The 24,690-nt window shown below is 65.6% G+C and carries 20 protein-coding genes; 8 read left to right on the plus strand and 12 right to left on the minus strand.

What is annotated here, in order from left to right:
* Positions 1-63 precede the first annotated feature (63 nt).
* The 6 genes from CLU91_RS12110 to ybaK form a co-directional block, all read right to left on the minus strand.
* Complete coding sequence (locus CLU91_RS12110; RefSeq protein ID WP_100874361.1) at positions 64-1,725, minus strand: GDYXXLXY domain-containing protein; 1,662 nt, start codon at positions 1,723-1,725, stop codon at positions 64-66.
* Positions 1,722-2,684 carry a DUF2157 domain-containing protein gene (locus CLU91_RS12115; RefSeq protein WP_100874362.1) on the minus strand — a complete coding sequence of 321 codons (963 nt, stop codon included), beginning with the start codon at positions 2,682-2,684 and terminating at the stop codon, positions 1,722-1,724. The genes CLU91_RS12110 and CLU91_RS12115 overlap by 4 nt, the downstream gene beginning before the upstream one ends.
* A gap of 37 nt (positions 2,685-2,721) precedes the next feature.
* The gene (locus tag CLU91_RS12120) at positions 2,722-3,012 is read right to left on the minus strand and encodes a DUF427 domain-containing protein (protein ID WP_100874363.1); all 291 of its coding nucleotides are present in this window, start codon (positions 3,010-3,012) and stop codon (positions 2,722-2,724) included.
* Positions 3,013-3,082: 70 nt separating this feature from the next.
* A complete protein-coding gene (locus CLU91_RS12125) occupies positions 3,083-3,754 on the minus strand; it encodes a DsbA family oxidoreductase (protein WP_100874364.1) in 672 nt (223 codons plus the stop codon).
* 90 nt (positions 3,755-3,844) lie between these two features.
* Complete coding sequence (gene plsY, locus CLU91_RS12130) at positions 3,845-4,489, minus strand: glycerol-3-phosphate 1-O-acyltransferase PlsY (RefSeq protein ID WP_232730721.1); 645 nt, start codon at positions 4,487-4,489, stop codon at positions 3,845-3,847.
* A gap of 97 nt (positions 4,490-4,586) precedes the next feature.
* On the minus strand, positions 4,587-5,078 hold the full coding sequence (gene ybaK, locus CLU91_RS12135) for a Cys-tRNA(Pro) deacylase (RefSeq protein ID WP_100874366.1): 492 nt from the start codon (positions 5,076-5,078) through the stop codon (positions 4,587-4,589).
* Between the two features lie 37 nt (positions 5,079-5,115).
* On the opposite strand from ybaK, the gene CLU91_RS12140 reads away from it, so the two are divergent.
* Entirely contained in the window at positions 5,116-6,078 is a 963-nt protein-coding gene (locus tag CLU91_RS12140) for an endonuclease/exonuclease/phosphatase family protein (protein WP_100874367.1), read from the plus strand.
* An 8-nt stretch (positions 6,079-6,086) separates the two neighbouring features.
* Here CLU91_RS12140 and CLU91_RS12145 read toward each other — a convergent pair whose 3' ends face one another.
* On the minus strand, positions 6,087-8,621 hold the full coding sequence (locus tag CLU91_RS12145; protein WP_100876702.1) for a sensor domain-containing protein: 2,535 nt from the start codon (positions 8,619-8,621) through the stop codon (positions 6,087-6,089).
* Positions 8,622-9,016: 395 nt separating this feature from the next.
* On the opposite strand from CLU91_RS12145, the gene CLU91_RS12150 reads away from it, so the two are divergent.
* The 4 genes from CLU91_RS12150 to CLU91_RS12165 all read left to right on the plus strand — a co-directional run bounded on the left by CLU91_RS12150 (position 9,017) and on the right by CLU91_RS12165 (position 14,772).
* Positions 9,017-10,258, plus strand: a complete 1,242-nt coding sequence (locus tag CLU91_RS12150; RefSeq protein ID WP_100874368.1) for an efflux RND transporter periplasmic adaptor subunit — start codon at positions 9,017-9,019, stop codon at positions 10,256-10,258.
* A gap of 3 nt (positions 10,259-10,261) precedes the next feature.
* Positions 10,262-13,378, plus strand: a complete 3,117-nt coding sequence (locus CLU91_RS12155) for an efflux RND transporter permease subunit (RefSeq protein ID WP_100874369.1) — start codon at positions 10,262-10,264, stop codon at positions 13,376-13,378.
* Between the two features lie 363 nt (positions 13,379-13,741).
* Entirely contained in the window at positions 13,742-14,461 is a 720-nt protein-coding gene (locus CLU91_RS12160) for an MgtC/SapB family protein (protein WP_198521463.1), read from the plus strand.
* On the plus strand, positions 14,461-14,772 hold the full coding sequence (locus CLU91_RS12165; RefSeq protein ID WP_100874370.1) for a hypothetical protein: 312 nt from the start codon (positions 14,461-14,463) through the stop codon (positions 14,770-14,772). Before CLU91_RS12160 ends, CLU91_RS12165 begins: the two co-directional genes overlap by 1 nt.
* Here the strand turns inward: CLU91_RS12165 and CLU91_RS12170 are convergent.
* The gene (locus CLU91_RS12170; protein ID WP_100874371.1) at positions 14,764-16,161 is read right to left on the minus strand and encodes a sensor histidine kinase; all 1,398 of its coding nucleotides are present in this window, start codon (positions 16,159-16,161) and stop codon (positions 14,764-14,766) included. The genes CLU91_RS12165 and CLU91_RS12170 overlap by 9 nt on opposite strands.
* Positions 16,154-16,834, minus strand: coding sequence for a response regulator transcription factor (locus tag CLU91_RS12175; protein ID WP_100874372.1), 681 nt, complete (start codon positions 16,832-16,834; stop codon positions 16,154-16,156). The genes CLU91_RS12170 and CLU91_RS12175 overlap by 8 nt, the downstream gene beginning before the upstream one ends.
* Before the next feature lie 238 nt (positions 16,835-17,072).
* Here CLU91_RS12175 and CLU91_RS12180 point away from each other — a divergent pair, with 238 nt between their 5' ends.
* From CLU91_RS12180 to CLU91_RS12190, 3 genes are read left to right on the plus strand one after another with little or no spacing between them, the layout of a single operon-like run.
* The gene (locus CLU91_RS12180) at positions 17,073-18,206 is read left to right on the plus strand and encodes an efflux RND transporter periplasmic adaptor subunit (protein ID WP_100874373.1); all 1,134 of its coding nucleotides are present in this window, start codon (positions 17,073-17,075) and stop codon (positions 18,204-18,206) included.
* Positions 18,199-21,303, plus strand: coding sequence for an efflux RND transporter permease subunit (locus tag CLU91_RS12185; RefSeq protein WP_100874374.1), 3,105 nt, complete (start codon positions 18,199-18,201; stop codon positions 21,301-21,303). The genes CLU91_RS12180 and CLU91_RS12185 overlap by 8 nt, the downstream gene beginning before the upstream one ends.
* Complete coding sequence (locus CLU91_RS12190; protein WP_100874375.1) at positions 21,290-22,567, plus strand: TolC family protein; 1,278 nt, start codon at positions 21,290-21,292, stop codon at positions 22,565-22,567. Before CLU91_RS12185 ends, CLU91_RS12190 begins: the two co-directional genes overlap by 14 nt.
* A 71-nt stretch (positions 22,568-22,638) precedes the next feature.
* Here CLU91_RS12190 and CLU91_RS12195 read toward each other — a convergent pair whose 3' ends face one another.
* The 3 genes from CLU91_RS12195 to CLU91_RS12205 all read right to left on the minus strand — a co-directional run bounded on the left by CLU91_RS12195 (position 22,639) and on the right by CLU91_RS12205 (position 24,340).
* Complete coding sequence (locus tag CLU91_RS12195) at positions 22,639-22,845, minus strand: hypothetical protein (RefSeq protein WP_100874376.1); 207 nt, start codon at positions 22,843-22,845, stop codon at positions 22,639-22,641.
* 80 nt (positions 22,846-22,925) lie between these two features.
* Positions 22,926-23,843: a site-specific tyrosine recombinase XerD gene (gene xerD, locus CLU91_RS12200; protein ID WP_442906480.1), complete on the minus strand. Its 918-nt coding sequence runs from the start codon at positions 23,841-23,843 to the stop codon at positions 22,926-22,928.
* On the minus strand, positions 23,840-24,340 hold the full coding sequence (locus CLU91_RS12205; RefSeq protein WP_100876704.1) for a methylated-DNA--[protein]-cysteine S-methyltransferase: 501 nt from the start codon (positions 24,338-24,340) through the stop codon (positions 23,840-23,842). Before CLU91_RS12205 ends, xerD begins: the two co-directional genes overlap by 4 nt.
* Positions 24,341-24,690 lie beyond the last annotated feature (350 nt).

Below are 24,690 nucleotides of genomic sequence, written 5' to 3' on the forward strand. Positions count from 1 at the left end.
GCTGGGGTCGTACCCTCAGGGTACGACCCCGGATTCTGCCATTGGGTTTGTTCAATCAAGCGGTTACAGTGCCTGTAAATCTTTCCCGCGCATGCCCACCAGCAAGGCGCGGCCATCGGGCAGCACGCGAAACTCGCCATAGCGGGCCTTTTCCCAGCGCGCCGCCTCGCCTTCCTTGAAGAACCAGGCATCGCTGACCAGCACCCAGTTGCCATCCTTCGGTGTCAGTTCGAGCAGGAATTCGCCGGGCGCCAGCGCCTCTTGGGTGTACGGACGCAGCAGTTCGGCCACGCCGCGCGCATCGCGCCTGGCCACGACGAAAGGCCGGCTTGGCGCCCTGTCCACGCTGGCCAGAGTGGACAGCACGCCGAGGCCCTGGAAATTGAGGCGCATGTAGTCTCCCTGCATCAGCGAGCGGGGATCGACGGGCGCCAGTTCCACGAAGATAGGCTCACCCTTGGCGATCAGCTGCTCTTTCTGCCAGATGCCGCCATTGGCGACCAGCAGCACCAGCAGCAAGCCCCCCAGCACGCCCAGGCGCACGGCGCGATGTTCGGCCGCCACGCCCGATGGCTTGCTTTCCACCAGATGCAGCACGGCGCCGCGCGTAGCCAGCCACGACAGCGCGCACAGCACGGCGCCGGCCACGGCCAGCAGCGCCGCCTTGCTGGCCAGCGGCCAGGCCAGCTGATAATAAAAGCTGCCGATGATCCACGCCGCCGCCAGCGCGGCCGCCACGGCCACGCGCGTGCGCCCGCTCGTCACGCAATACGCGAGGATCAGCAGCACGGGACCGAGCGCCGGCATGAACCACGCCAGCACGACCAGCACCAGCGCCACGCCGATGGCGGGCAACTGGCGCAAGGCCGGCCAGCGCCATCCCGTCCAGGCAGCGGCGGCCGTGGCCAGCACGAGCGACACGCCATTCAACGCTTGCGCATACCAGGCAATACCCTGGTGCCGGGTGACTTCGCGCGCCACGTCGCCGACAACAGCGCCGCCCAGCGCACCGCCCAGCATGAAAGTCATGCCGGACCAGAAGACCAGTCCCAGCAAGATGGCCAATACCCACCCCGTCGACAGCGATTCCAGGAAGGCGGCGACGGGCGCGCCGCGGCCATCGTTGAAGGCCTGCTTCTGCAGCCAGTGCGCGCCCAGCCAGATGGCCAGGGCCAGCATCCAGGCAAAATACAGCTCCGTGGGGTCGTTCTCGAAAATCCAGTCGCGCGTGCTATCGATGATGCCCAGCCCCAGCAAGCCGCAGGCGACCAGGCCCAGCAACACGCGCAGCCAGTCGCGCGGCAAGGCGGCGGCCACCATCAGGCAGGCCAGGCACAGCAGCAGCGACGCCGTCTGCGTGGAATAGTCGCGGTACAGGGCATAGCCGAGCAAGCCGCCGCCCACCAGCAGGCAGGGCACGGCCAGCTGCTCGACGAACAGCGCCACGCCGCGCGCGCGGATCAGCAGCACAGACACCAGCAGCACGATGGCGGCCACGACATACGCGCCGGGACCGTGGCGCACGATGCTTTCCAGGCCCACGCCCAGCGCGATCATCAGGGGAATGGCAGCCAGCCAGGCGCCGAACGCCGTCATCAGCACCAGCGGCCACGGCCGGACATCCTGCACGGGACGGGTAGCGTTGGGCGGCAACAGGCCGGCGCGCGTGGCGTCGTCGATCAGGGTGGCGAGCGCATCGGCTCGCTGACTATTCATCTTGCTCATGCCGCCTCCTGGCGCGTGCGCCACAAAATGCCTTGCACGGTCAGCGCCAGCAGCACGGCAGCGACCAATCCCAGCATGATCAGCTTGCCCACATCACTACCGCCGCCACCATTGAACAGCACGTATCCCAGCCCCCACACCAGCAGGGTGTTCAGGCCCAGCGCGACGGCGCTCAGGCCGAACACGTCAAACAAGCTGCGCGTGGCCAGCAGGACGCCGGCGACGGCCAGCAAGCCCAGCCCGGCCCAGTACGGCGACTCGACTTCGCTGCCGAACAGGGCGCTGACGGCCGTGCCCGTGATGAGGATGGTGGCCAGCACCAGGCCCAGGCGCAAGGCCCAGCTGCCCGCGCCCGTCCAGCGCGCCAGCAGGGGCGAGACAAACGCGCAGGCCAGCAGCACGGCCAGCCAGCCGCTGACGAAAATGGACAAGTCGGCCGAACTGATGCGCCAGCTGTGGTGCGCATGCGCCTGCATCCACAAGGCGGCGGCCGTCGAAACAATCAGCATCCACGGCGTCCACAGCACGTCGCTGCGCGCGACAAAACACAGGGGCAAGGCCAGCACGGCCCACAGGGCGAACAGCTGCCACGGATCGGCGCCCGTCTGGTACGTCTGGCCGAAATACGCGAACAGGCCGCCGATGGCCAGCAAGGCCAGCAGTAACAAAGGGACTCTCGCCTTGGGTACGGCAAACGCGCCCACGCAGGCGGCGGCCAACATGCCTTGCAGCAGAGCAAAGCGGCCCATGCGACCGAAGTCTTCCCAGTTGGCGGCCACCCAGCAGATCAATCCCATGCCCAGCAAGGCGGCGCCCAGCACGGCCACGCCGCGCGGCAGCCAGTAGGCCAGGCGCGCCGGTTCGCGCTGGAAGCCGGCCACTTCCTGCAACTGCCGGGTTTGTTGGGCATCGAGCGCATGGGCCGAGGCGAGTTGGTACACGGCGAGGCGTAAATCCATCGTCTGCTTTCGTTGTCAGGAAATAGGGGGAGTCAGGTCAGCGCTCGACGCTCACGCCGCGCCAGAAGGCGACATGGCCGGCAATTTGCTTGGCGGCATCCTTGGGCTGGGGGTAATACCAAGCGGCGTTGGCATTGGTCTGGCCATCGACGACAAGGTCGTAATAGCTGGCCGTGCCCTTCCACGGGCAGATGCTGGTGTGGCTGCTGGGACGCAGGTACTCCTGCGTCACCGCCGCCAAAGGAAAATATATATTGTTTTCAACGACTTGCACCTGCGCATCGGTGGCTTGCGCAATGACGGCGCCATTCCAGCTGGCTGTTGGCATTTGACTATCCTCCCTCTGCGCCGAGTGTAGCGCAAAAAGTCCGCCATGGCGCGCGCCATTGGCGCCCCGCTCAGCCGCCGTTGATGATCTGGCGCAAGGCTTGCTCGAACACTTCGGGCGGCTGGCCGCCGGAAATCAGGTGGCGCTCGTTGATGATGACGGCGGGCACCGAGTTGATGCCATTCTGCTGGTAGAACTGCTCCTGCGCGCGCACCTCGTCCGCATAGGCGTTCGATGCCAGCACTTCGGCCGCTTTGACGGTGTCGAGACCCACATCGCCCGCCACTTTCAGCAGCACCTCGTGCGAAGACGGATTCTGGCCCTGCGTGAAATACGCATCGAACAACGCCATCTTGAGTGCCTTCTGACGCCCTTCGAGCCCGGCCCAGTGCAGCAGCCGGTGCGCATCGAACGTGTTGTAGATGCGGCCGCGCTTGTCCATGGCGAAGGTAAAGCCCAGCTGTTCTCCGCGCGCGCGGATCGCTTCGCGCGACTGCGCCATCTGTTCCGGGGTGGAACCGTATTTGCGGGCGATGTGTTCGCCGATATCCTCGCCTTCGGGCGGCATATTGGCGTTCAGCTCGAAAGGCTGGAAGTGGATGTCGGCCTGGACGGTGTCTTGCAGCTTGTCCAGCGCCTGCTCCAGCGATTTCAGGCCGACCACGCACCAGGGGCAGGAAACGTCGGAGACGAAATCGATACGGACGGGCACGGGTGTGACGGGGGAAGTGGAAACAGTCATGGTGGGCAGCCTTTGCGCGAGTCGGTGGCGGCCGCACCGCGCGGCGCCGCAAGCACAGCATATGCGTGCGGCGCGCGGGAAATCAAGCGCTTACTTCTTCTTGACGGGCGCCTTGGCTGCATCCTTCTTGCCGCCGATCTTGCTTTCCTTGCCAGATAGCAGGTTCGCGATGTTCTGGCTGTGGCGGTAAGCCAGCAGCACGCTCATGACGATGACGGACAGCAAGATCGGATCGACGCCGAACAGCAAGCCATAGTAAAACGGCGCGAACAGGGCCGCCACCAAGGCCGCCAGCGAGGAATAGCGAAACGCGTAGGCGATGATCAGCCAGGTCGCCAGGGTCGCCAGGCCCAGCCATGGATTGATGCCCAGCAGCACGCCGAGGGCCGTGGCCACGCCCTTGCCGCCGACGAAGCGGAAGAACACGGGCCACAGATGGCCGAGGAAGACGGCGATGGCGACCAGGGCCACGGCCGTGTCGCCCACGCCCAGCGCCGTAGCAAAATGGTCGGCCAGAAACACGGCCAGCCAGCCCTTGGCGCCATCGCCCAGCAGGGTCATGATGGCCGCGCCCTTGTTACCGCTGCGCAGCACGTTGGTGGCGCCCGGATTTTTCGAGCCATAGGTGCGCGGATCGGCAATGCCGTAGACCTTGCTCATCACCACGGCGAACGATATCGAGCCGAGCAAGTAAGCGGCCACTGTCATTGCCACGGTTGTGATTACTGGATTCATTTCTTCCCTTTATTGTGTTTATTACACCAGCATCGAGGCTGGCGCAGCAGAATATACACCATGCTCCCTGCCCCGCAACAGGCTTTGGACGATTTCCTTAATCCTGCAGCGCGCACTGCACCGGCTTGGCTTTCAATAAGTCCACGAGCACCTGCGGCGCCAGCGAGACGAGAAAACCGCGCCGCCCGCCATTGATATAGATGCGTTCGAGCGCCAGGATCGATTGCTCCACGTACACGGGCATCGCTTTTTTGGTGCCGAACGGCGAGGTGCCGCCGATCATGTAGCCGGAATGGCGCTGCGCCACGTCGGGCTTGCACGGCTCGACGGACTTGCAGCCGATGGCGCGCGCCAGGTTCTTGGTCGACACCTTGCAATCGCCATGCATGAGCACGATCAGCGGCTTGGCCGCCTCGTCCTGCATCACCAGGGTCTTGATCACCGCATGTTCGGGCACACCGAGCTCGCGCGCCGAAACGCTGGTGCCGCCGTGTTCCTCGTAGGGATACGGGTGTTCTTCGAAGGAAACGTGATGCTTGCGCAGCAGCTGCGTCGCCTGGGTTTCGGAAATATGCTCTTTTTTAGCCATGCGTGATACGCTGATCGTTCAGTGAGGAGTGCTAATTATGCAGCAAGAAATCCGCTTTGCCACATTCAATGTCTGCAACCTTGCCCCCGCCGGGGCGAAATTGTATGACAACCTGGAACCGTTGAGCCCGGCGCAATACGACGCCAAGGCGGAATGGACGGCGCGGCAGATCGACTTGCTCGACGCCGACGTGATCGCTTTCCAGGAAATTTTCTCGCAAGCGGCCCTGCGCGACGTGCTGTCGCGCACGCGCCATTACCGCGCAGCCACCGTGGCCGGCTACGATGCGATGGATGCTAGCGGGCGCATGCTGCCCACGGTGGCGCTCGTGTCGCGCCTGCCGCTGGCCGGCGCTGGTGTTGCCTGGGCGAATTTCCCCGCCGGCGTGAGCGTGTCCGCCGACGACAACGCCTGCCGCTTTGCCCGCGCCCCGCTGCACGTGCAGGTCATCTTGCCTGGCGGACAACTCACCGACGTCGTCGTCGTGCATTTGAAATCGCGCCGGCCCGATTACCGCCATGGCGACGGCTACGATGCGGCCAGCTACGCGCTGGCCAACCTGCGCTCGCTGCAGCGGCGCGGCGCGGAAGCGGTGGCCCTGCGCGTGCTGGCAAGCGAACTGGGCCACAGCAGCCGTCCGCGCATCGTGCTCGGTGACTTCAACGACATCGCCAATGCCGTCACCACGGCCATCGTCATGGGCGCGGGCGCACCGTGCGAACCCGGCATGGAAATGCGAGAACGCCTGTACGACGCCAACGCCATCGCCCTGCGCCAGGATGCGGCGCGCCACGCGGGCTACACGAATATCCACGACAGCGCCTACATGACGATCGACCACATCCTCGTGTCCGAGCATTTTCATCCCGCCTCGCCGCGCGCCATCGGCGTGCTGCAGGAAGTCACTTATCTCAACGATCATTTGCTGCTGGGCTTGCCGTACGCATCCGACCATGGCCAGGTGCTGGCGCGCATCAAGCTGCTGGGAAACATTGACTAGTTCAATAGCTAATGCAGTAACTTCGCCAGCACGCTGCCCGCAACTTGCGCGCTGGCATAGCGCCCCTGGTATTGCTGGCAGCCCTGCCCCCGCAGATAGGCCAGCTGCTGCGCCGTTTCCACGCCTTCGGCGATCACCGTCAATTGCAACTCGCGCGCCATGGCGATGATGGTGGCGGCGACCGCCGTGTCGGACTCGCCCGCCGCGTCGTCCGCCACGGCGGGCAGGAACGACGGGTCGATCTTGAGTTTATCCACCGGGTAATGGCGCAGATTGGCCAGGCGCGAATAGCCGGTGCCGAAGTCGTCGATGGCCAGCCTGGCGCCCAGCGCGCGCAGCTGCGCCAGCACGCCGGCCAGGCGCGCGCCGCCCTTCATCAGCAAGGACTCCGTCACTTCCAGTTCCAGGCTGGCGGCGGGCAAACCCGACACGGCCAGCGCTTCTTGCACGCTGAGCAATAAATTATTGTGCAGGCATTGCGCCGGCGACAGGTTCACGGCCACTCTCCAGGCCTGGCCCGCATCGTGCCAGGCGCGCGCGCGCCGGCACGCTTGCTGCAGCACCCAGTTGCCAATCGATACCATCAAGCCACACTCCTCGGCCACGGCGATGAAGCGCTCGGGCGGCAGCACGCCCAGTTGCGGATGGCGCCAGCGCAACAGCGCTTCGGCGCCGACGATTTGTCCGCTGGCAACGTCGAGCGCGGGCTGGAACTCCAGCACGAATTCATCGCGGCCCAGCGCGGCGCGCAAGCCCTGCTCCAGGCTGGCCCGCTCGACGATTTGCGCATTCATCTCGGCATTGAAAAACTGGAAATTGTTACGCCCGCTTTCCTTGGCGTGGTACATGGCGATGTCGGCGTTGTGCACGAGGGTCTCGATGCCGTCGCCATCGCTGGGAAAGATGGCCACGCCGATCGAGGTGGACACATGCAATTCGTATTCGCCCAGCTGATAGGGCTGCGTGACGGCATGCAGCAGGCTGGACGCCACGTGGGCAACCTGGTCGATGCCGCCCACCTCGGACAGGATGATGACGAACTCGTCGCCGCCATGCCGGCTGACGGTATCGACGCCGCGCACGCAGCGCACCAGGCGCCGCGCCACTTCCTTGAGCAGCAAATCGCCCACGTGGTGGCCCATGCTGTCGTTGATATGCTTGAAGTGGTCGAGGTCCAGGTACAACACGGCCAGCATATTCAGCTTGCGCCGCGCGGCCGCCAGCGCCAGCGACAGCCGGTCCAGCAGCAGCACCCGGTTCGGCAAGTCGGTCAGAAAATCGTGCTCGGCCAGATGGCGCGTGTGCTCCTCGTTTTTCTTGCGCTCGCTGATGTCGCTGAGGATGGCCAGGTAATTGCTCAATTGTCCTTGCGAGTCGCGGATGGCCGTCAGCGACAGCCAGGCCGGGTAGCGCCCGCCCGCCTTGCGCTGGCCCATGATGTCGCCTTGCCAATAGCCGTTGGCATCGACTTCATCCCACACGTGCTCGAAAAACGCGGGCGCATCCGGCTCCACGCCGTGCAGGACGAAAGGCTTGCCCAGCATGTCGTCCCGGCTATAGCCGCTGATCTCGCTGTACGCGGGATTCATGCTGACGACGCGCTGCTGCGGGTCCATCACGACGATGGCCACACTGGCGTGCTCGATGACCTGTATCGACAGGTACAGGTCCCGCTCGGCCAGTTTGCGCGAGGAGATATCGCGGATCACGGCGTAAAACAGATAGGTGTGGTCGAGCGTGACGGAAGTAAGCAGCACTTCGCCCCAGAACAGCTGGCCCGTGCACGTCTGGTAGCGCCAGTCGTAGCGGCAGTTGCCGTCGGCATGGGCTTGCGCCGCCAGCTGCGTGCCGCGCAACGACGACAATGCGCCATCGGGCTGGCGCAGCGGCGAAAAGTCGCTGAGGCGCCGCCCCAGCAGACGTTGCCGGTCTTCGCATTGAAACAGGGCAATGGCGGCCGGATTCGCCTCGGCGATATGCTCGTCGCGCAGCAGCAGGATGGCATCGGCCGATTTCTGGTACAGCTGGCGGAAATTGTCGCCCATCAGCAGCAAGGCGCCCTGCGCGGCGCCATCCTGGCCGCTGGCCGTGATATCGACATCGATGCACACCACTTGCCGCACACGTCCGGACTGGATGACGGGAAACACGGTGGAACAGATGCAGCGCGGCGCAGCCCCGTCGGCGCCATGCTTCCACAGGCGCGTGCTGCGCGCCTTGCCGCTCTCCCACACGGCCGCCACTTCGCCCGCCGCCTCCTCGGCCACGCTGGCGGCATCCGGCAGCGAAGCGGCCACCCTGGCCCATGGCTGGCCCAGCGCCAGCTCGGCCGCCACGCCGTACAGGCGCGCCGCACCCAAGCTCCAGTAGCGCACGATGCCGTCGCGGTCGATGCCACGCACGGACAGACCCGGCGCCTGTTCGACGGCGGCAACAATGATGGACAGCAAATCGAGCGCCTTGCCGGCCGGCCCCGCCTGCGGTTCGGCCGCGGCAAGCAGGCGCCCCGGCGACGGCGCGGCTCCGGCAATCCGATCAGACATCAGGTCCCCCGGTGGCGCGGCCGCGCGGCAACCGGCGGGCATATGGCCTGTCCGGTGGCGCAACCATCCCGACCATTCTTGCGCGCTTGCGAATCGGCTTCTTGAGGAGGCGCAAGCATCGTGACGTGCACGGCGGGCATGCTTGCCGTGGTCTCCGGTCGCCGTTTTTTGCATTCCAGCCCCGATTTTGTGCAATCTGTCGCACGGGTATGGCGGCCGGACTTGAATCTTCCTAAAGTGGCAACATGCGCATCGCCGTGAACGGCCGCAGCGGCAGGCGTGCTGCCTGCGGCCGCCACGGCGATGCGCTACCCGAATTCCCTCCCGGCCAGCGACAGGCCGGGTCCGCACCGAGACCTGGCGCCGAGCCCCTGCGCCGCTCCTGAAAAAAACCTATGAAAAACGAGACCCTGCCCCCCGCCTCTCCCCTTGCCGCCACGCGCCGCCGGCGCTGGCGCACCCCCGTGCTGATCCTGATCGTGCTGGGTCTGGCCGGGGGCGGATGGACCGTCATGCAATCGAAGCAGCAAGCCGCCAAGGCGGCCGAACAGCAAGCGAGCAAGAAGAAGGAACAGGAAAAAACGCCCGTGCATGAACTGGCGCAGGGCGACGTGGCGGCGATTGCCGCGCGCGCGCTGGCCATCAGCCTGCCCCTGTCCGGTTCGCTGGCGCCCGTGACCCAGGCCACCATCAAGGCCAAGGTTTCCGGCGTGATCGAGGCAACCACCTTGCAGGAAGGCCAGCAAGTGGCCAACGGGCAAATCCTCGTGCGTCTGGACGCGGCCGACCTGCGCGCCCGCCTGACGCAGCAGCAAGCCATGCTCGACGAAGCGCAGGCGCGATTGTCCATGGCGGCCAAGAATGAGGCGAACAGCCAGGCCCTGCTCAAGCAAAAATACATTTCGCAAACGGCCTACGACACGACGCAAAACTCGGTCGACCTGGCGCGCGCCAATGTGAAGTCCGCCGCCGCGATGGTCGACATCGCCCGCATCGCGCTGGCCGACACCGTGATCCGCGCGCCGATGGCAGGCATCGTCAGCAAGCGCCACCTGCAGGCCGGCGAAAAAGTCTCGCCCGACATGCCCGTCTACACCATCGTCAACCTGGCCCAGCTGACCCTGGAAGCGCCCGTGCCCAGCGCGGACATCCCCCGCATCAAGCTGGGCCAGGACGTGCATTTCAAGGTCGACGGCTTCGGCGCGCGCGACTTCGCCGGCAAGGTCACGCGCATCAACCCGACCACCGAGAGCGGCTCGCGCGCCATGCTCGTCTACATCGCCGTCGACAATGGCGATGGCGCGCTGCGCGGCGGCATGTTCGCCAAGGGCAGCATCGTCACCGAGCGCTCAAGCGTGGCGCCGCTGGTGCCCCTGACGGCCGTGCGCAATGAAAAGCAGGGCCCCGTCGTGTATGCGCTGGTGAACAACAAGGTCGTCGCCCAGCCCGTCACCCTGGGACTGCGCAACGAGGACGAAGGCTATGCGGAAGTGACGTCGGGCCTGGTGCCGGGCGCCAAAGTCATCGTCGCCAAGCTCGATGGCGTGAAACCGGGACACAGCGTGACCTTTGCCGCGCCAGCCACCTCCCCCACCGCGCCAGCCACACCGGCGGCCGTGCTGGCACGGAAGGATTAAGCCATGTGGATGACCAAAGTCAGCATACAAAACCCCGTCTTCGCCACCATGGTCATGGTGGCGCTGGTGGTGCTGGGCATCTTCTCCTACCGGGGCCTGGGCGTGGAGAGCATGCCCAGCGTGCAGTTCCCGTTCGCCGCCATTGAAGTGAATTACCCGGGCGCCTCGCCGGAAGCCGTGGAAAACGACATCACGCGTCCCATCGAAGACGCCGTCAACACCGTCAGCGGCATCAAGACCATCCGCGCCAACTCGTGGGAAGGACGCGCCGGCGTCTACCTGGAATTCGAGCTGTCGACGAATATGGACAAGGCCATGCAGGACTTGCGCGACAAGGTGGCCCTGGTGCGCCCGCGCTTCCCGAAAGAAGCCAAGGACCCGTTCATCGCGCGCGCCGAGGGCGACAACGAGCGCCCCATCGCCACCATCGTGCTGACCTCCACCGGACATGACCTGCGCTCGCTGTCGACCATGACGGAACAAGTCATCAGCAAGCGATTCCAGGGCGTGGCCGGCGTGGGACAAGTCAAGCTGCGCGGCTTGCGCGCGCGCCAGATCCTCATCAGCATGAAGCCGATCGAGCTCAATGCCCAGGGCATCGGCGTCGATGAAGTGATCCGCGCCATCCAGGCCACAAATACCAATCTGCCGGCCGGCTCGATCAGCCATGGCGCGGCCGAGCAGCTGGTGCGCGTGGAAGGCAAGATCAAGGATGCGCGCGAGTTCGGCAAGATCATCGTCGCGCGCCGCGCCATCGGTCCCGTCTACCTGGACCAGGTGGCCACCGTCGTCGACGGCGAACAGGAAGAACTGTCGATCTCGCGCATGAACGGCCAGCAGGCCGTCACCATGGAAATCACCAAGGTGCAGGACGCCAACGTGGTCGAAGTGGGCACCGGCATCCTGAAAGTGGCGGCCGACCTGCAAAAGACCCTGCCGCCCGATATCAAGCTGCGCGTGCTCGACGACGAATCGGAGCGCGTGCAAAGCCAGCTCAATAACGTCAAGCGCACCATCATCGAAGGCGCCGTGCTGACCATGGTGATCGTCTTCCTGTTCCTGCACTCGTGGCGCTCGACCATCATCACGGGATTGACCCTGCCGATCTCCGTGCTGGCCAGCTTCATCGCCATGAAGGCGTTTGGTTTTACGCTGAACTTTTTGACCCTGATGGCGCTGTCCCTGTGCATCGGCCTGTTGATCGATGACGCCATCGTGGTGCGCGAAAACATCGTGCGCCACCTGGGCATGGGCAAGAACCACTACAAGGCGGCCAACGACGGCACCAATGAAATCGGCCTGGCCGTGATGGCCACCACGTTCGCCATCGTCGCCGTGTTCGTGCCCGTCGCCTTCATGGACGGCATCATCGGCCGCTTCTTCCTGCAGTTCGGCATCACCGTGGCCGTCGCCGTGCTCGTGTCGCTGTTCGTCAGTTTTACCCTTGACCCCATGCTGTCGTCCGTCTGGCGCGACCCCGTCAAGGACCGTTTCAAGTACGTGCCGTGGCTGGGCCGCTTCATGGCCTGGATCGAGACGGGCATCGACCGCCTGCACGTCTGGTATGGCAAGGTGCTGAAAGTGGCCCTGCGCTGGCGCAAGACTACCCTGGCCACGGCCGTGGCCCTGTTCGCGGGCAGCCTGATGCTCGTGCCGATGATCGGCGGCGAGATGTTCCCCGAGACGGACCAGGGCTGGGTCAACCTGCGCTTCAAGACGCCCGTCGGCTCCAGCCTCGAATACACGGATAGCAAGGTGCGCCAGATCGAAACGGCCCTGAAGGAATTCCCCGAAATCGACAGCCTGGTGGCCAATATCGGCACGCCCGATGGACGCAACGCGGCCGAGGTGAACCTGAAGCTGACGGACATCAAGACGCACAAGCGCCGCTCGCAGCAGGAACTGGAAAAGCTGATCCGCGAACGCCTGGCGCCGATTGCCGGCATCACCCTGTCGGTCGGCAACCGCCCCATCTTCATCGCCATCCTGGGCACGGATGAAGGCAAGCTCGATGCAGTAGCGCACCGCCTGATGGACAAGATGCGCACCATCAAGGGCCTGGCCGACATGGAGTACAGCCAGGAAGGCGCCAATCCGTCGACCACGGTGAAGATCAATAACGAACTGGCCAGCGACCTGGGATTGTCGGTGCAGCAGATCGGCAATGCCCTGCGCCCGTTCGTGGCGGGCGACACGGTCAGCCACTGGTTGGCCAGCGACGGACAAAACTATGACGTCAACGTGCAGCTGCCCAAGTCGGGCCGCCAGAAAGTGGCCGACCTGGCCGACCTGTCGCTGGCGTCCAGCAAGCTTGACGCGAATGGCAAACCCGTCATGATTCCGCTGCGCCAGGTGGTCGACTTCGTGCCGTCATCGAGCCCGCAAGTGCTCAAGCGCCAGGCCTTGCAGCGCCGCGTCGCCATCTATGCGGGTGTGCAGGGCCGCCCTGCCGGCGACGTCGACGCCGACGTGCAGAAAGCCATCAAGTCCATCGACCTGCCGCCGGGCGTGCGCTTCGACGTGGCCGGCAATGCACAGCAGATGGCCGAAACCATGGGCGGCGCGATGATGGCGCTGGGGATCGCCGTGATCTTCATCTACCTGGTGCTGGCGTCGCAATTCGGCAGCTTCTTGCAGCCGATCGCCATCATGGTGTCCCTGCCGCTCTCCTTGATCGGCGTGCTGGCCGCCCTCCTCATCACGGGCAGCACCCTGAACATCTTCTCCGTGATCGGCTTCATCATGCTCATGGGTTTAGTTACCAAGAATGCGATCTTGCTGGTCGACTTCACCAACCAGCGCCAGCGCGAAGGCCTGGGTCAGTTCGAGGCGCTGATGGAAGCAGGGCAAGTGCGCTTGCGCCCCATCCTGATGACGACCCTGGCGATGGTCTTCGGCATGCTGCCGATGGCCATCGGCATGGGCGACGGCGGCGAATCGCAGGCGCCGATGGGCCGCGCCGTCATCGGCGGCGTCATCACCTCGACCCTCTTGACCCTGGTGGTGGTGCCCGTCGCCTACACCTATTTAGATAGCCTGGGCAAGCGCGCCGCGCGCTTCTTTGGCGGCGGCGAGCATGCGCACACCGATGCCGACGACGCCAAGGCACACGCCCATTGATTCACCGGTCGCCTTCACCGTCCCCGCATTGGCGGGGACGACGCGGCGGCTTCCTGAAGAGAGCTTCAGTTGACCAAAGCGGCCCCACTGGCTAGACTGTCCCCGTTATCAATGATATGGAGTGACTCGTGGGTGCTTGTTCCAGTGACAGTAGTCGATTGACCATCGGCGATCGGCCTTAGGCAAGACGCGCGCATTCCGCCCGCCTGGCCCTCGGCAAGGTGTGGTTTTACCAGCGGCAGTACTCTCTCGCCGCCACTTCCCCCTCATCGTTCCACCGTTGTCGTCTGCTGCCCCCTTTCGGGGCGAATTGTCTTCGCCTTGTGCACTCGCCTGTTCCTCCCCAGCCGGGAGAAACTGATGGTGGTATTTGACTTTGCGCTGCGCGTTGCCGCGGCATTGACCCTGGGCGCCATGATCGGCGCCGAACGCCAGCTGCGCCAGCGCATGGCGGGCCTGCGCACGAACGCGCTCGTGTCCGTCGGCGCCTCGCTGTTCGTGATGGTTTCCGTGCTCGAAGGCGATAGCGCCGGCCACATGCGCATCGCCGCGCAGGTGGTGTCGGGCATTGGATTCCTTGGCGCCGGCGTCATCATGCGCGAAGGCATGACGGTGCGCGGCCTGAACACGGCCGCCACCCTGTGGTGCTCGGCCGCCATCGGCATCCTGTGCGGCCTGGGCTTCGCGCTGGAAGCGGCCATCGGCACGGGCTTCGTGCTGATCGCCAACCTGGTGCTGCGCCACCTGGCGCAGCGCATCAACGCGCACGGCAGCGAAGCGGGCATCGAGACGGAAAGCATCTACCGCGTCACGGCCGTGTGCGAGGCGGAGCAGGAAGTCCAGGTGCGCAACCTCATGCTGCGCATGATCAGCGGCATGCCGGCGCTGATGCTGCAATCCTTGCACAGCGAGGATGCGGCGCACGCGGGGCGCATCGAAGTGCGCGCCGACCTGCTCACGCCCTTGTCCAGCCTGGGATTGCTGGAGCAGATCGTCAGCCAGGTCAGCCTGGAAGGCAGCGTCTCGGCCGTGCGCTGGGCGCTGGTCAACAACGCGGAATTTGTCGCCGAACGGGGAGTGTGATGATGAAAAAATTCTTTCACTGGTTTGCCAAGAGTGGCCCAATCGTGGCCACCTACCGCCTGACCGTCACCTGCCCCGCCGCGCAAGCGGACCACGTCGCGCGCCTGCTGCTGGCCGAATTGAAAGGCGCAGGCCTGGCGCCGTCGCAGATGCTGCGCAGCTGGGACGAAGCCAGGCAGGTGGTGCGCCTGATCGCCACGGTGCTGTGCCAGGCCGTGCAGCGCGCCGTGCTGGTGCGCTTCGTCAACCGCGCGGGCGCCTGGCCGCAGGTGCGGCAAGTGCGCTGGGAAGGCGTGGCGCCCTCAATCTGAGGCCGGCAGGCGCATGAGGAACAGGGCGCCGCCTTGCGGACGGTTCTGCGCATCGATGCTGCCGCCATACGCATGTACGATGGCTTGCGACAGGGCCAGTCCCAGGCCGAAACCGGGCGCCTCGCCAGCGCGCGCCTTGGCGCCCCGGTAAAAACGCTCGAACAGATGCGGCAAGTCTTCCACGCCGATGCCCGGTCCCGCATCCGCCACGCCCACAAACGCATGGTCGCCCTCGCGCGACACCTGCACCGTGATCACGCTGTCGGGCGGCGAAAACTTCACGGCGTTATCGAGCAGATTGGCCAGCACCAGATCCACCGGGCCGGCCGCCACCCGCGCGTGCACGGCCACACTGTCATCAACAACGATGCGGATGCCGCGCTGCGCCGCCGCCTTTTCCAGGCGCTGCGCGGCCGCCCGCACGAGGGGGTTAAGTGCTATGGTTTCCACGGCATTGCGCTCCTGGCCCACGTCCAGGCGCGTGAGCATCAAGAGTTCTTCCACCAGGGTCGTCAGGCGCTGCACTTCATCGAGGCAGGACGCCAGCGCATCGACATACTCGGGCGACTCGCGCGGGCGGCGCAGGGTGATTTCGATTTCCGTGCGCAGGCGCGACAGCGGCGAGCGCAATTCGTGCGAGGCGTCTGCCGTGAAGCGGCGCTGCGCATCGTAGCCGTGTTCGAGCCGGTCCAGCATGGCGTTCAGGGTATCGACCAGGCGGCCGATTTCATCGTGCGTGCCGGGATGGGGCAGGCGCTGGTGCAGACTGGCTTCGCCGATCGAATGCGCCTGGTCCACCACGTCGTCGATGGCGCCCAGCACGCGGCGCGTGAGCATTTCGCCGGCCAACCCCACGGCCGCCAGCAAGGCCAGCGCCATGGCGCCAAACAGCACGGTGGCCGCAGCCAGCACGTGATTGGCGTCGTCGAGCGAACCGGCCACCTGCACGGCCAGGCCCGCGCCGGACGCGGGCACGGGAATCGACACCATGCGCAGCGGCTCTTCGCCGAACTTGGGCAGCGTCTCGAAGACGGTCTCGCCGGCCGCCAGGCGCGCCAGCAAGGCCGGCGGCGCCGGCAGCTGCGCCGCCTCCAGATTGCGGCTGCGCGCCAGCACGCGGCCTTCGCCATCGATGATCTGCACCAGGCGGTCGAGCCGTGTCAACGACGGCTGCGCCAGTCCCGGCGCCACCTCGTGCACCTGCACGGGCTGGCGCGGCGCGGCAGGCAGCATGGCCATTTCCGTCTCGGCCAGTGCCAGCAGGGCCGCATCGAGCTGGCCATGCACGGCGCGCGACAGGCCCCAGTAGCCGGCCAGCGCCGTGCAGGCAACGATGGCGAGGATGACGGCCAGGTGCACCAGCAGCAGTCGCTTGCGAAAGCTAGCCACCGTCGTTGTCCGCCAGGCGGAAACCGCGTCCGCGCACCGTGTGGATCAAGGGCGGCAAGCCCGGGGCATCCACTTTTCCCCGCAGGTTGCGCACGTGGACGTCGATCAGGTTGTCGATGCCGATCAGGTCCGCCTGCCAGATCTGCTCGGCCAGGCGCGCGCGGCTGACCACTTCGCCCGCCTGGCGCAGCAGGATCAACAGAATCGCATATTCCTTGGGTGTCAGCACCAGCGGCGCGCCGGCCCGCGTGGCCTGGTGGCTGACGGGATCGAGCGTCAAATCAGCCAGCGCCAGCACCAGCGGGCGGCTGATGTCGGAGCGGCGCAGCAAGGCGCGGATGCGCGCCAGCAGTTCCTCGAATTCGAACGGCTTTGTGAGGTAATCGTCGGCGCCCGTGTTCAGGCCCGCCACCCGGTCGGCCGTGGCGTCGCGCGCCGTGAGCATCAGCACGGGCGTCTGGATGCCGCGCGCGCGCAAGTCGCGGCAGAAATCGATGCCCTGCTTGCCCGGCAACATCCAGTCGAGCACGATCGCGTCGTAGTCGACGGCGTAGCTTTCATCCTCGCCCTCTTCCGCGCTATGCGCCACGTCGACAACAAAACCTTCTTCCTGCAAGCCGCGGGCCAGCAGGCGCGCCGCCTTGCGGTCGTCTTCCACCAGGAGGATTCTCATGCCTGCCTTTCGCGTCGCACCGTGTTTTCCATGCTTTGCATTTTACCGCGCTCCACCGTGCGCGCACCGAACCTGAAGAATGATTCAGGCGTTCTTGGGCGCTTCTTCAGGAGCACATTGCTATGCTTTCCCGGCGCTGTAGTGACACTGTGACGCTGCTTGCACTCCCCTCTGACCGCCCGCCTGGGCACGGCATCCACGCATGCCCCCATCACCATCAATAACAAGGAAACACGGGATGAACACGACCACCCGCAACGCCCTGGGCGCCAGCTGCGCCCTCGCTCTCGCCTGCTCGGCCCTGGCCGGCTGCGCCAAGCCGACGCCGGCGGCCACGCCGCCCGCCCAATCGACGCACCTGGACGACGGCAGTATCGCCGTCGACAAAATGTCGCCGCTGCGCCAGCGCCTGCAGATCGCCGCCGTACAGGAACAGGAGATCGCCACGCAAACGGAGGCGCCGGGCAGCATCGAGGCGATGCCGGAAAAGCTGGTGAAAATCACGCCGCCCCTGGCAGGGCGCATCACGCGCCTGCAGCGCGCCCTGGGCGACAGCGTGAAGGCGGGCGAGCCGCTGTTCACGCTCGACTCGGCGGAACTGAGCGCCGCCTACGCGGACGACAGCAAAACGAAATCCGCCCTGCTGCAAGCGCGTCAGGAACTGCAGCGCCAGAAAACCCTGTTCGAGGCGGAGATCGCCGCGCGCAAGGAGTACGAAGCGGCCCAGGCAGCCTTTGCGCAGGCCGGCAGCGATGCCCAGGCCAGCGCCGACAAGCTGGCCCAGTACGGCGCCGGCGCGCGCGACACACGCGGCACACGCCGCGACTATGTCTTGCGTTCGCCCATCGCCGGCACCGTGATCGCCATGGAAGGCGCCCAGGGCGGCTACTGGAACGACATCAACGCGCCCGTCATGACGGTGGCAGATCTCTCCACCGTGTGGCTGTCGGCCAACGTGGCCGAAAGGGACCTGGCGCAGGTGGCCGTGGGCCAGGCGACCCGCATCAGCGTTGACGCCTGGCCCGGCAAGGCTTTCGAAGGCAAGGTCGCGTATGTGGGCGCCGTGCTCGATCCCGAGACGCGCACGGTGAAGGTGCGCGTGGCCATCGACAACCGCGCCGGCATTTTCAAGCCGGGCATGTTCGCCCACGCCGGTTTCGCCGGCGCCACGCGGCGCGGCCTGATGGTGCCCGCGGCGGCGCTGCTGCAAAGCGGCCTGGTGACGCGCGTGATGGTCGAACGCAGTCCGCTGCGTTTCGAGGCGCGCGAGGTGCAGGTGGGCGCCAGCCGGGGCGACCAGGTGGAAATCGTCTCCGGCTTGCGCGCGGGCGAACGTATCGTCGTCAAGGAAGGAGTGCTGCTCAATGGTTGATCGTTTCATCGCCACCTGCTGCCAGCGGCGCGGCATCGTCTGGCTGGTTCTGTTGTGCGTGACCCTGTACGGCGTGTATTGCTGGAAGCAGCTGCCCATCGAAGCCTATCCCGACATCGCCGACGTCACCTCGCAGATCGTCACGCAGGTGCCGGGCCTGGGCGCCGAGGAAATCGAGCAGCAGATCACGATACCGCTGGAGCGCGCCCTGCTCGGTACTCCGGGCATGCACGTGCTGCGCACGCGCAGCCTGTTCGCGCTGTCCTTGATCACCGTGGTGTTCGAAGATGGCAGCGACGGCTACTTCACGCGCGAGCGGCTGCAGGAGCGCCTGGCCAGCGTGAACCTGCCCTACGACGCCAAGCCGGGCCTCGATCCGTATACGTCGCCCACGGGCGAAATCTACCGCTACACGCTGGAATCGACAACGCGCTCCCTGCGCGAACTGTCCGAGCTGCAGTTCTGGACGGTCATCCCGCGCCTGCAGCAGGTGCGAGGCGTGGCCGATGTGAGCAATTTCGGCGGCCTGACGACGCAGTTCATGCTGGAACTCGATCCCGCAAAACTCGACAGCTACGGCTTCTCGCTGGCGCAGGTCAAGGACGCCATCAACGCCAACAACATCAGCGGCGGCGGCAGCGTGATCGACCGCGGCCAGCAATCGTACGTGGTGCGCGGCGTGGGCTTGCTCCATTCGCTGGACGACATGGGCAACGTCGTCGTCAGCAGCAAGGACGGCGTGCCCGTGCTGGTAAAAGACCTGGGCAAGCTCGCTTACGGCAACGTGGAGCGGCGCGGCATCCTCGGCAAGGATGACAACCCCGACACCATCGAAGGCATCACCCTGCTGCTGAAGGATTTCAACCCGTCCGATGCGCTGGCGGGCATTCATGCGGCCGTGGACGATCTGAATAACAATCTGCTGCCGAAAGACGTCAAGGTGGTCGCCTATCTGGACCGCAGCTCGCTGATCGATGCCACCTTGCACACGGTCAGTTATACCTTGGGCGAAGGCATGCTGCTCGTCGCCCTGGTGCTGCTGCTGTTTTTGGGCAGCCCGCGCGCGGCTGCCATCGTGGCGCTGACGATTCCGCTGGCGCTGCTGATCGCCTTCATCTTCATGCACCATTTTAAAATTCCCGCCAATTTGCTGTCCCTGGGGGCGATCGACTTCGGCATCCTCGTCGACGGCTCCGTGGTGGTGCTGGAAAACATGCTGCGCCGCCGTGAACGGGATCAGGAGCGGCCCCTCACCATCGATGACGCAATCGAGGCGACCCTGCAGGTGGCGCGCCCCATCATGTTCGGCATGGCCGTCATCATCGCCGCCTACCTGCCCCTGTTCGCCTTCCAGCGCATCGAATACAAGCTGTTCTCGCCGATGGCGTATGCGGTGGGCGCAGCGCTCGTGGGCGCGCTGGTGGTGGCGCTGGTGCTGATTCCGGGCCTGGCCTGGCTGGCCTTGCGCAAGCCGCGCCGCACTTTCCATAACCGCGCGCTGGACAAGCTGGCGGGCGCGTATGGCCGCTTCCTGGAACGCATGGTGGGCAGGAAACGCTGGGTGGCGATGGTGTGCGCAGGATCGCTCGCTGCGCTTGCCATCCTGGGTGCCAGCATCGGGCGCGACTTTTTACCGTACCTCGATGAGGGTTCCTTGTGGCTGCAAGTGCAGATGCCGCCCGGGATCACGCTGGACAAGGCGTCGGAGATGGCCAGTGAACTGCGCCGTGCCGCGCTGGAGTTCCCGGAAGTATCGACCATCGTCACGCAGACGGGGCGCAACGACGACGGCACCGATTACTGGACGCCGTCGCACATCGAGGCCAGCGTGGGACTGCATCCGTACAAAAGCTGGAAGTCCGGCATGAGCAAGCAGCAGCTGATCGCCAAAATGAGCGAGCGCTTCGCGCGCATGCCCGGTGTCACGGTGGCTTTCATGCAGCCGATGATCGACGGCGTGCAGGATAAATTGTCTGGCGCGCACAGCGACCTGACGGTGAAGATATTCGGCGACGACCTCGACGAAGTGCGCGCCATCGCCGGCAAGGTGGCCAATGTCCTGAAAACCGTCCCTGGCGCCTCCGACGTGGCCGTGGACGTGGAGCCACCGCTGCCCAACCTGAAGGTGGAACTGGACCGCGCCAAAGCGGCCCGCTACGGCATCAATGCGGCCGACGTGGCCGACCTGATTGCCACCGGCATCGGCGGCGCGCCCATCGGCCAGGTCTACGTGGGCGAGAAAAGCTACGACATCGCCGTGCGCTTCCCGCCCGCCACGCGCTCCAGCCCGGACGCCATCGCCAGCCTGATGCTCACCGCCGCCAACGGCGCCAAGGTGCCGCTGGCGCAGGTGGCCACCATCAGCACCACCTCGGGCGAGAGCGTGATCGTGCGCGAGATGGGACGGCGCCACATCATCGTGCGCCTGAACGCCCGCGGGCGTGACCTGGCCGGCTTCCTGGCCGAAGCGCGTCCGCTGGTGGCGCAAACCGTGGCAGGCGAGCACCAGCGCATCGGCGTCGAATGGGGCGGCCAGTTCGAGAACCTGCAGCGCGCGCAAAGCCGCCTGGCCATCATCTTGCCGATGACCCTGGCCGGCATGTTCCTGCTGCTGTTCGGCCAGTTCCGCAACTTGCGCCAGCCTGCGCTGGTCTTGCTGGCCGTGCCGCTAGCCATGCTCGGTGGCCTGGCCGCGCTGCACCTGCGCGGCATGACCTTGAACGTGTCGAGCGCCGTCGGCTTCATCGCCCTGTTCGGCGTGGCCGTGCTGAACGCCGTGCTGATGCTGGCGCAGATCAACCGCTTGCGCAGTGAAGAAGGCAAGAGCCTGCGCGACGCCGTGCTGGGTGGCGCGCGCGACCGCATGCGCCCCGTGCTGATGACGGCCACCGTGGCCGCCCTGGGCCTGACGCCGGCCATGCTGGCAACAGGCCTGGGCAGCGACGTGCAGCGTCCGCTGGCCACCGTGGTGGTGGGCGGCCTGGTGACGGCAACGGCACTGACCTTGCTGCTGTTGCCGGCCCTGTATTACCTGATCGAGGCGTATGTACAACAACGCCGGATCGATACCGAAGGAGAAACCCATGACACGTTTTAATCTGCTGCTGGCAGCCTGGCTGATCGCCCCCTGCGCCTTCGCCGCGCCCTTGAGCTTTGACACCTATCTATCCGCCGTGGAAACGCACAGCCTGGAGCTGCAAGCGCAGAACGAGAGCGTCGGCTCGGCCAAGGCCGGCATCGGCATCGCCGGCTTGCGCCCCGACCCCGAGTTCACGCTGGGCGCCACGCGAGAGACCGTGCACAGCGTCGAGCACCGTCCCGTCACGTGGAACCCGGCCATCAGCATGGCCATCGAGACGGGCGGCAAGCGCGCCGCGCGCATCAAGGCGGCGCACAGCAACGTCACGCTGGCCGAGGAAACGGTGGCCGGCTTCAAAAGCGAACTGTACGCCACGGCGGCGGCGGCCTACACGGAAGCGTGCCGCACGCGCGACGTCGTGACGCGCAAGGAGCACACCATGGCGGCCCTGTCGACAGTGGTGGAAGCGAACGTGGTGCGGCGCAAGGCAGGCGACGTGGGCGGCATCGAGCTGCTGCAGTCGCGCGTGGAACGCGACCAGTTCCAGGCCGAACTGACGCAGGCGCGCAGCGAGGCGGACAGCGCCATGTTGAATTTGTCGCCGCCCTTGGGGCGCCAGCTCGATGCGCTGTTTCCCGACGCGCAGCTGGCCTGCGACTTCACCGCCTTTGCGGGCGGCGACACCGGCACCCTCGTGCCGCAGGCGATGCGCGAACGCAGCGATGTGCGCATCGCCCGCGCCACCTTGGACCATCTGCGCGATGGCGCGGCGCTGGTGCGCGCCAACCGCGCCGTCGACCCGACCGTCACCGTGGGCCTGGCCGCCGCGCGCGGCTACCATGACGGCATCGATACTGGCGGCAATCCCGTCGAAGGCGCGGCCCGCTCGCGTGCGCTGTCCATCTCGCTGGCCATCCCCATCCCCCTGTCGCGGCGCGACAAGGGCGACGTGGTGCAAGCCGAGGCCGGCGTGACGCAGGCGATGCTGGCCCTGCGCCAGGCCGAGTTGAAAGCGGAAACGGACGTGCGCGCGGCGCAGCTGCATCTGCGCACGGCGCAGGAGCGGCTGACGCGCTACCGCGACGGCGTGCTGCTCGATGCGCAAAAGGTCGTTGACGGCATCGGCCTGTCCTACGTCAAAGGCAGTGCCTCGCTGCTGGAATGGCTGGCCGCGCAGCGTTCGGCCGATGAGGCGTATCAGGGCTATGTGCAGGCGCGCGCCGATGTGGCCATCGCCAGCACACAGCTGCAACTGGCGATCGGCCAGCGGCCGCGCTTATAGCGGGAGGGGGAGAAGGGAGAACGAAGAGACGCCGGCGCGGCAATGCCGCACCGGTCATCAGGGACGGGCAATTACTGCGGCTGGGCGGGTGCGTCGCCTTCGGCGGCCGGATCAGCGTCAACGTCGGCGTCGTCCGCTTCCGGCTCATCGCCGTCGCTGCCATCGGCAGCCTTGGGATTGTTTTTCGCTTCCAGCTTGCGCCTGGCTTTTTCCTCGGCTTTCTTCTTCTTTTCCAGCTCTTTTTGCCGTTTTTCGTATTGGAAATTTGTCTTGGCCATTTACTACCTCTTTAGTTTTTAGATGTTACAGATAAGCACATAAGGCACATTATGACGTAATTGGACCAAACACCAAATGTTTAGCCTCGCGGATGATGCTGCGCATGCAGCAGTTTCAGCCGTTCGCGGGCCACATGCGTGTAAATCTGCGTGGTGGAGATATCGGAGTGCCCCAGTAACAATTGCACAACACGCAAGTCCGCGCCATGGTTCAGCAAATGCGTGGCGAACGCGTGGCGCAGCGTGTGCGGCGACAGCGGCGCCGTGATGCCGGCGCTCAGCGCATGCTTCTTGATGATGACCCAGAACATTTGCCGCGTCATGGCGCCGCCGCGCCGCGTGACGAACAGCGCATCGTCCATCTGCCCGTCGAGGATGATGCCGCGCGCTTCCTTCAGGTAGCGCTCTATCCACAGCCGCGCCTGTTCGCCAAACGGCACCAGCCGCGTCTTGCTGCCCTTGCCCGTGATGCGCAGCACGCCATCGTTGAGGCTCAGCTCGACGGATTTCAAGTCCACCAGTTCCGACACGCGCAAGCCGCTCGCATACATGAGTTCGAGCATGGTGCGCTCGCGCAGGCCCAGCGGCGTGCTCACGTCGGGCGCCGCCAGCAGCGCTTCCACCTGCGCTTCGCTCAGCGTGTGCACGAAGCGCGCGGGCTGCCTGGCCGAGACCATCTTCAGGCACGGATCAGCCGCGATATGCTTGTGCCGCAAGGCCCGCTGGTAAAAACGCTTGAGCACGGACAGGCGCCGGTTCGACGACGTGGCCTTGCTCTCGTCGTGGCGGGCGGCGAAATACGCTTCGATATCGGCCGCGGATACCTCGTACAGGCCCTCGCGCCCGGGCCGCGCCACTTCCAGCCAGCGCGCAAACAGGCGCATGTCGCGCCGGTAGGCGTCGAGCGAGTTTTTCGACAGGCCGTCTTCCAGCCACAGGCTGTCGCAGAATTCATCGATCAGGGTGGCGTTATCAGGCGCCAGCAAGCTGTTCATCATAGGTAAGCTGCCACGCCTTCATGCGCCAGCAGCCAGCGCTTCACGCCCAGGTGGAATCCCGTCGCATCGTCGTGATGGGCAAAGCCGCCCAGGCCGCCTGCGGCCGTGACCCGGTGGCAGGGGATCACCACGGGAAACCAGTTGGCGCCGCAAGCCTGGCCCACGGCGCGCGGCGCCGAGCCGATCAGGCGCGCCACGTCGCCATAGGTGCGCACCTGGCCGCGCGCAATGCCGCTGATCGCCGCCCATACGCGTTGCTGGTAGGCGCTGCCCAATTCGGCCAGCGGCAGGTCGAAGACATAATCGGGGTCAAGGAAATACCGGGCCAGTTGCTGGCAGGCCCGTTCGGAGACGGCATCCTGCGCGTCTTTTTCGGCGAAGTGCGGTGGCAGGTAGACCAGTTCGCGCAACTGGCCGTCCTGCGCGCGCACGCCCATGGCGCCGAACGGCGCGGCCACGATGGCGCTGAACAGTTCACTGCCCTGTTGTTTTTTCATCTGCTGATCATTGTTCAAGTGTGGCAAATATGCAACCTGCCGGCGCGGGAAACGGCGCCACGGGAATTATGCACCGTCTTTGGGCATGCCGGCGGACGTTTCCCATGCACGAAAAAAAAGCGCACCAGCCGGTGCGCTTCAAATATTGCTTCACGTTCCCGGTCGTTTGGGTCCGCCGGTGCCGACTTGTGGCGGCAAACAGCGATGACTCAACAACTTCTGTGAAACGTGTGTCTCCTCAATATATCCCCGGTATCAATACCGTTTTTATAGACTACTCCCCCACCAACCTTGTTACCAATTCTGTCTTTCAGCCTTGCTACCGGAGCGTATAAGCAACTACGTTTTTC

It is taken from the genome of Janthinobacterium sp. 64, assembly GCF_002813325.1.
Classification (GTDB): Bacteria; Pseudomonadota; Gammaproteobacteria; order Burkholderiales; family Burkholderiaceae_D; genus Janthinobacterium.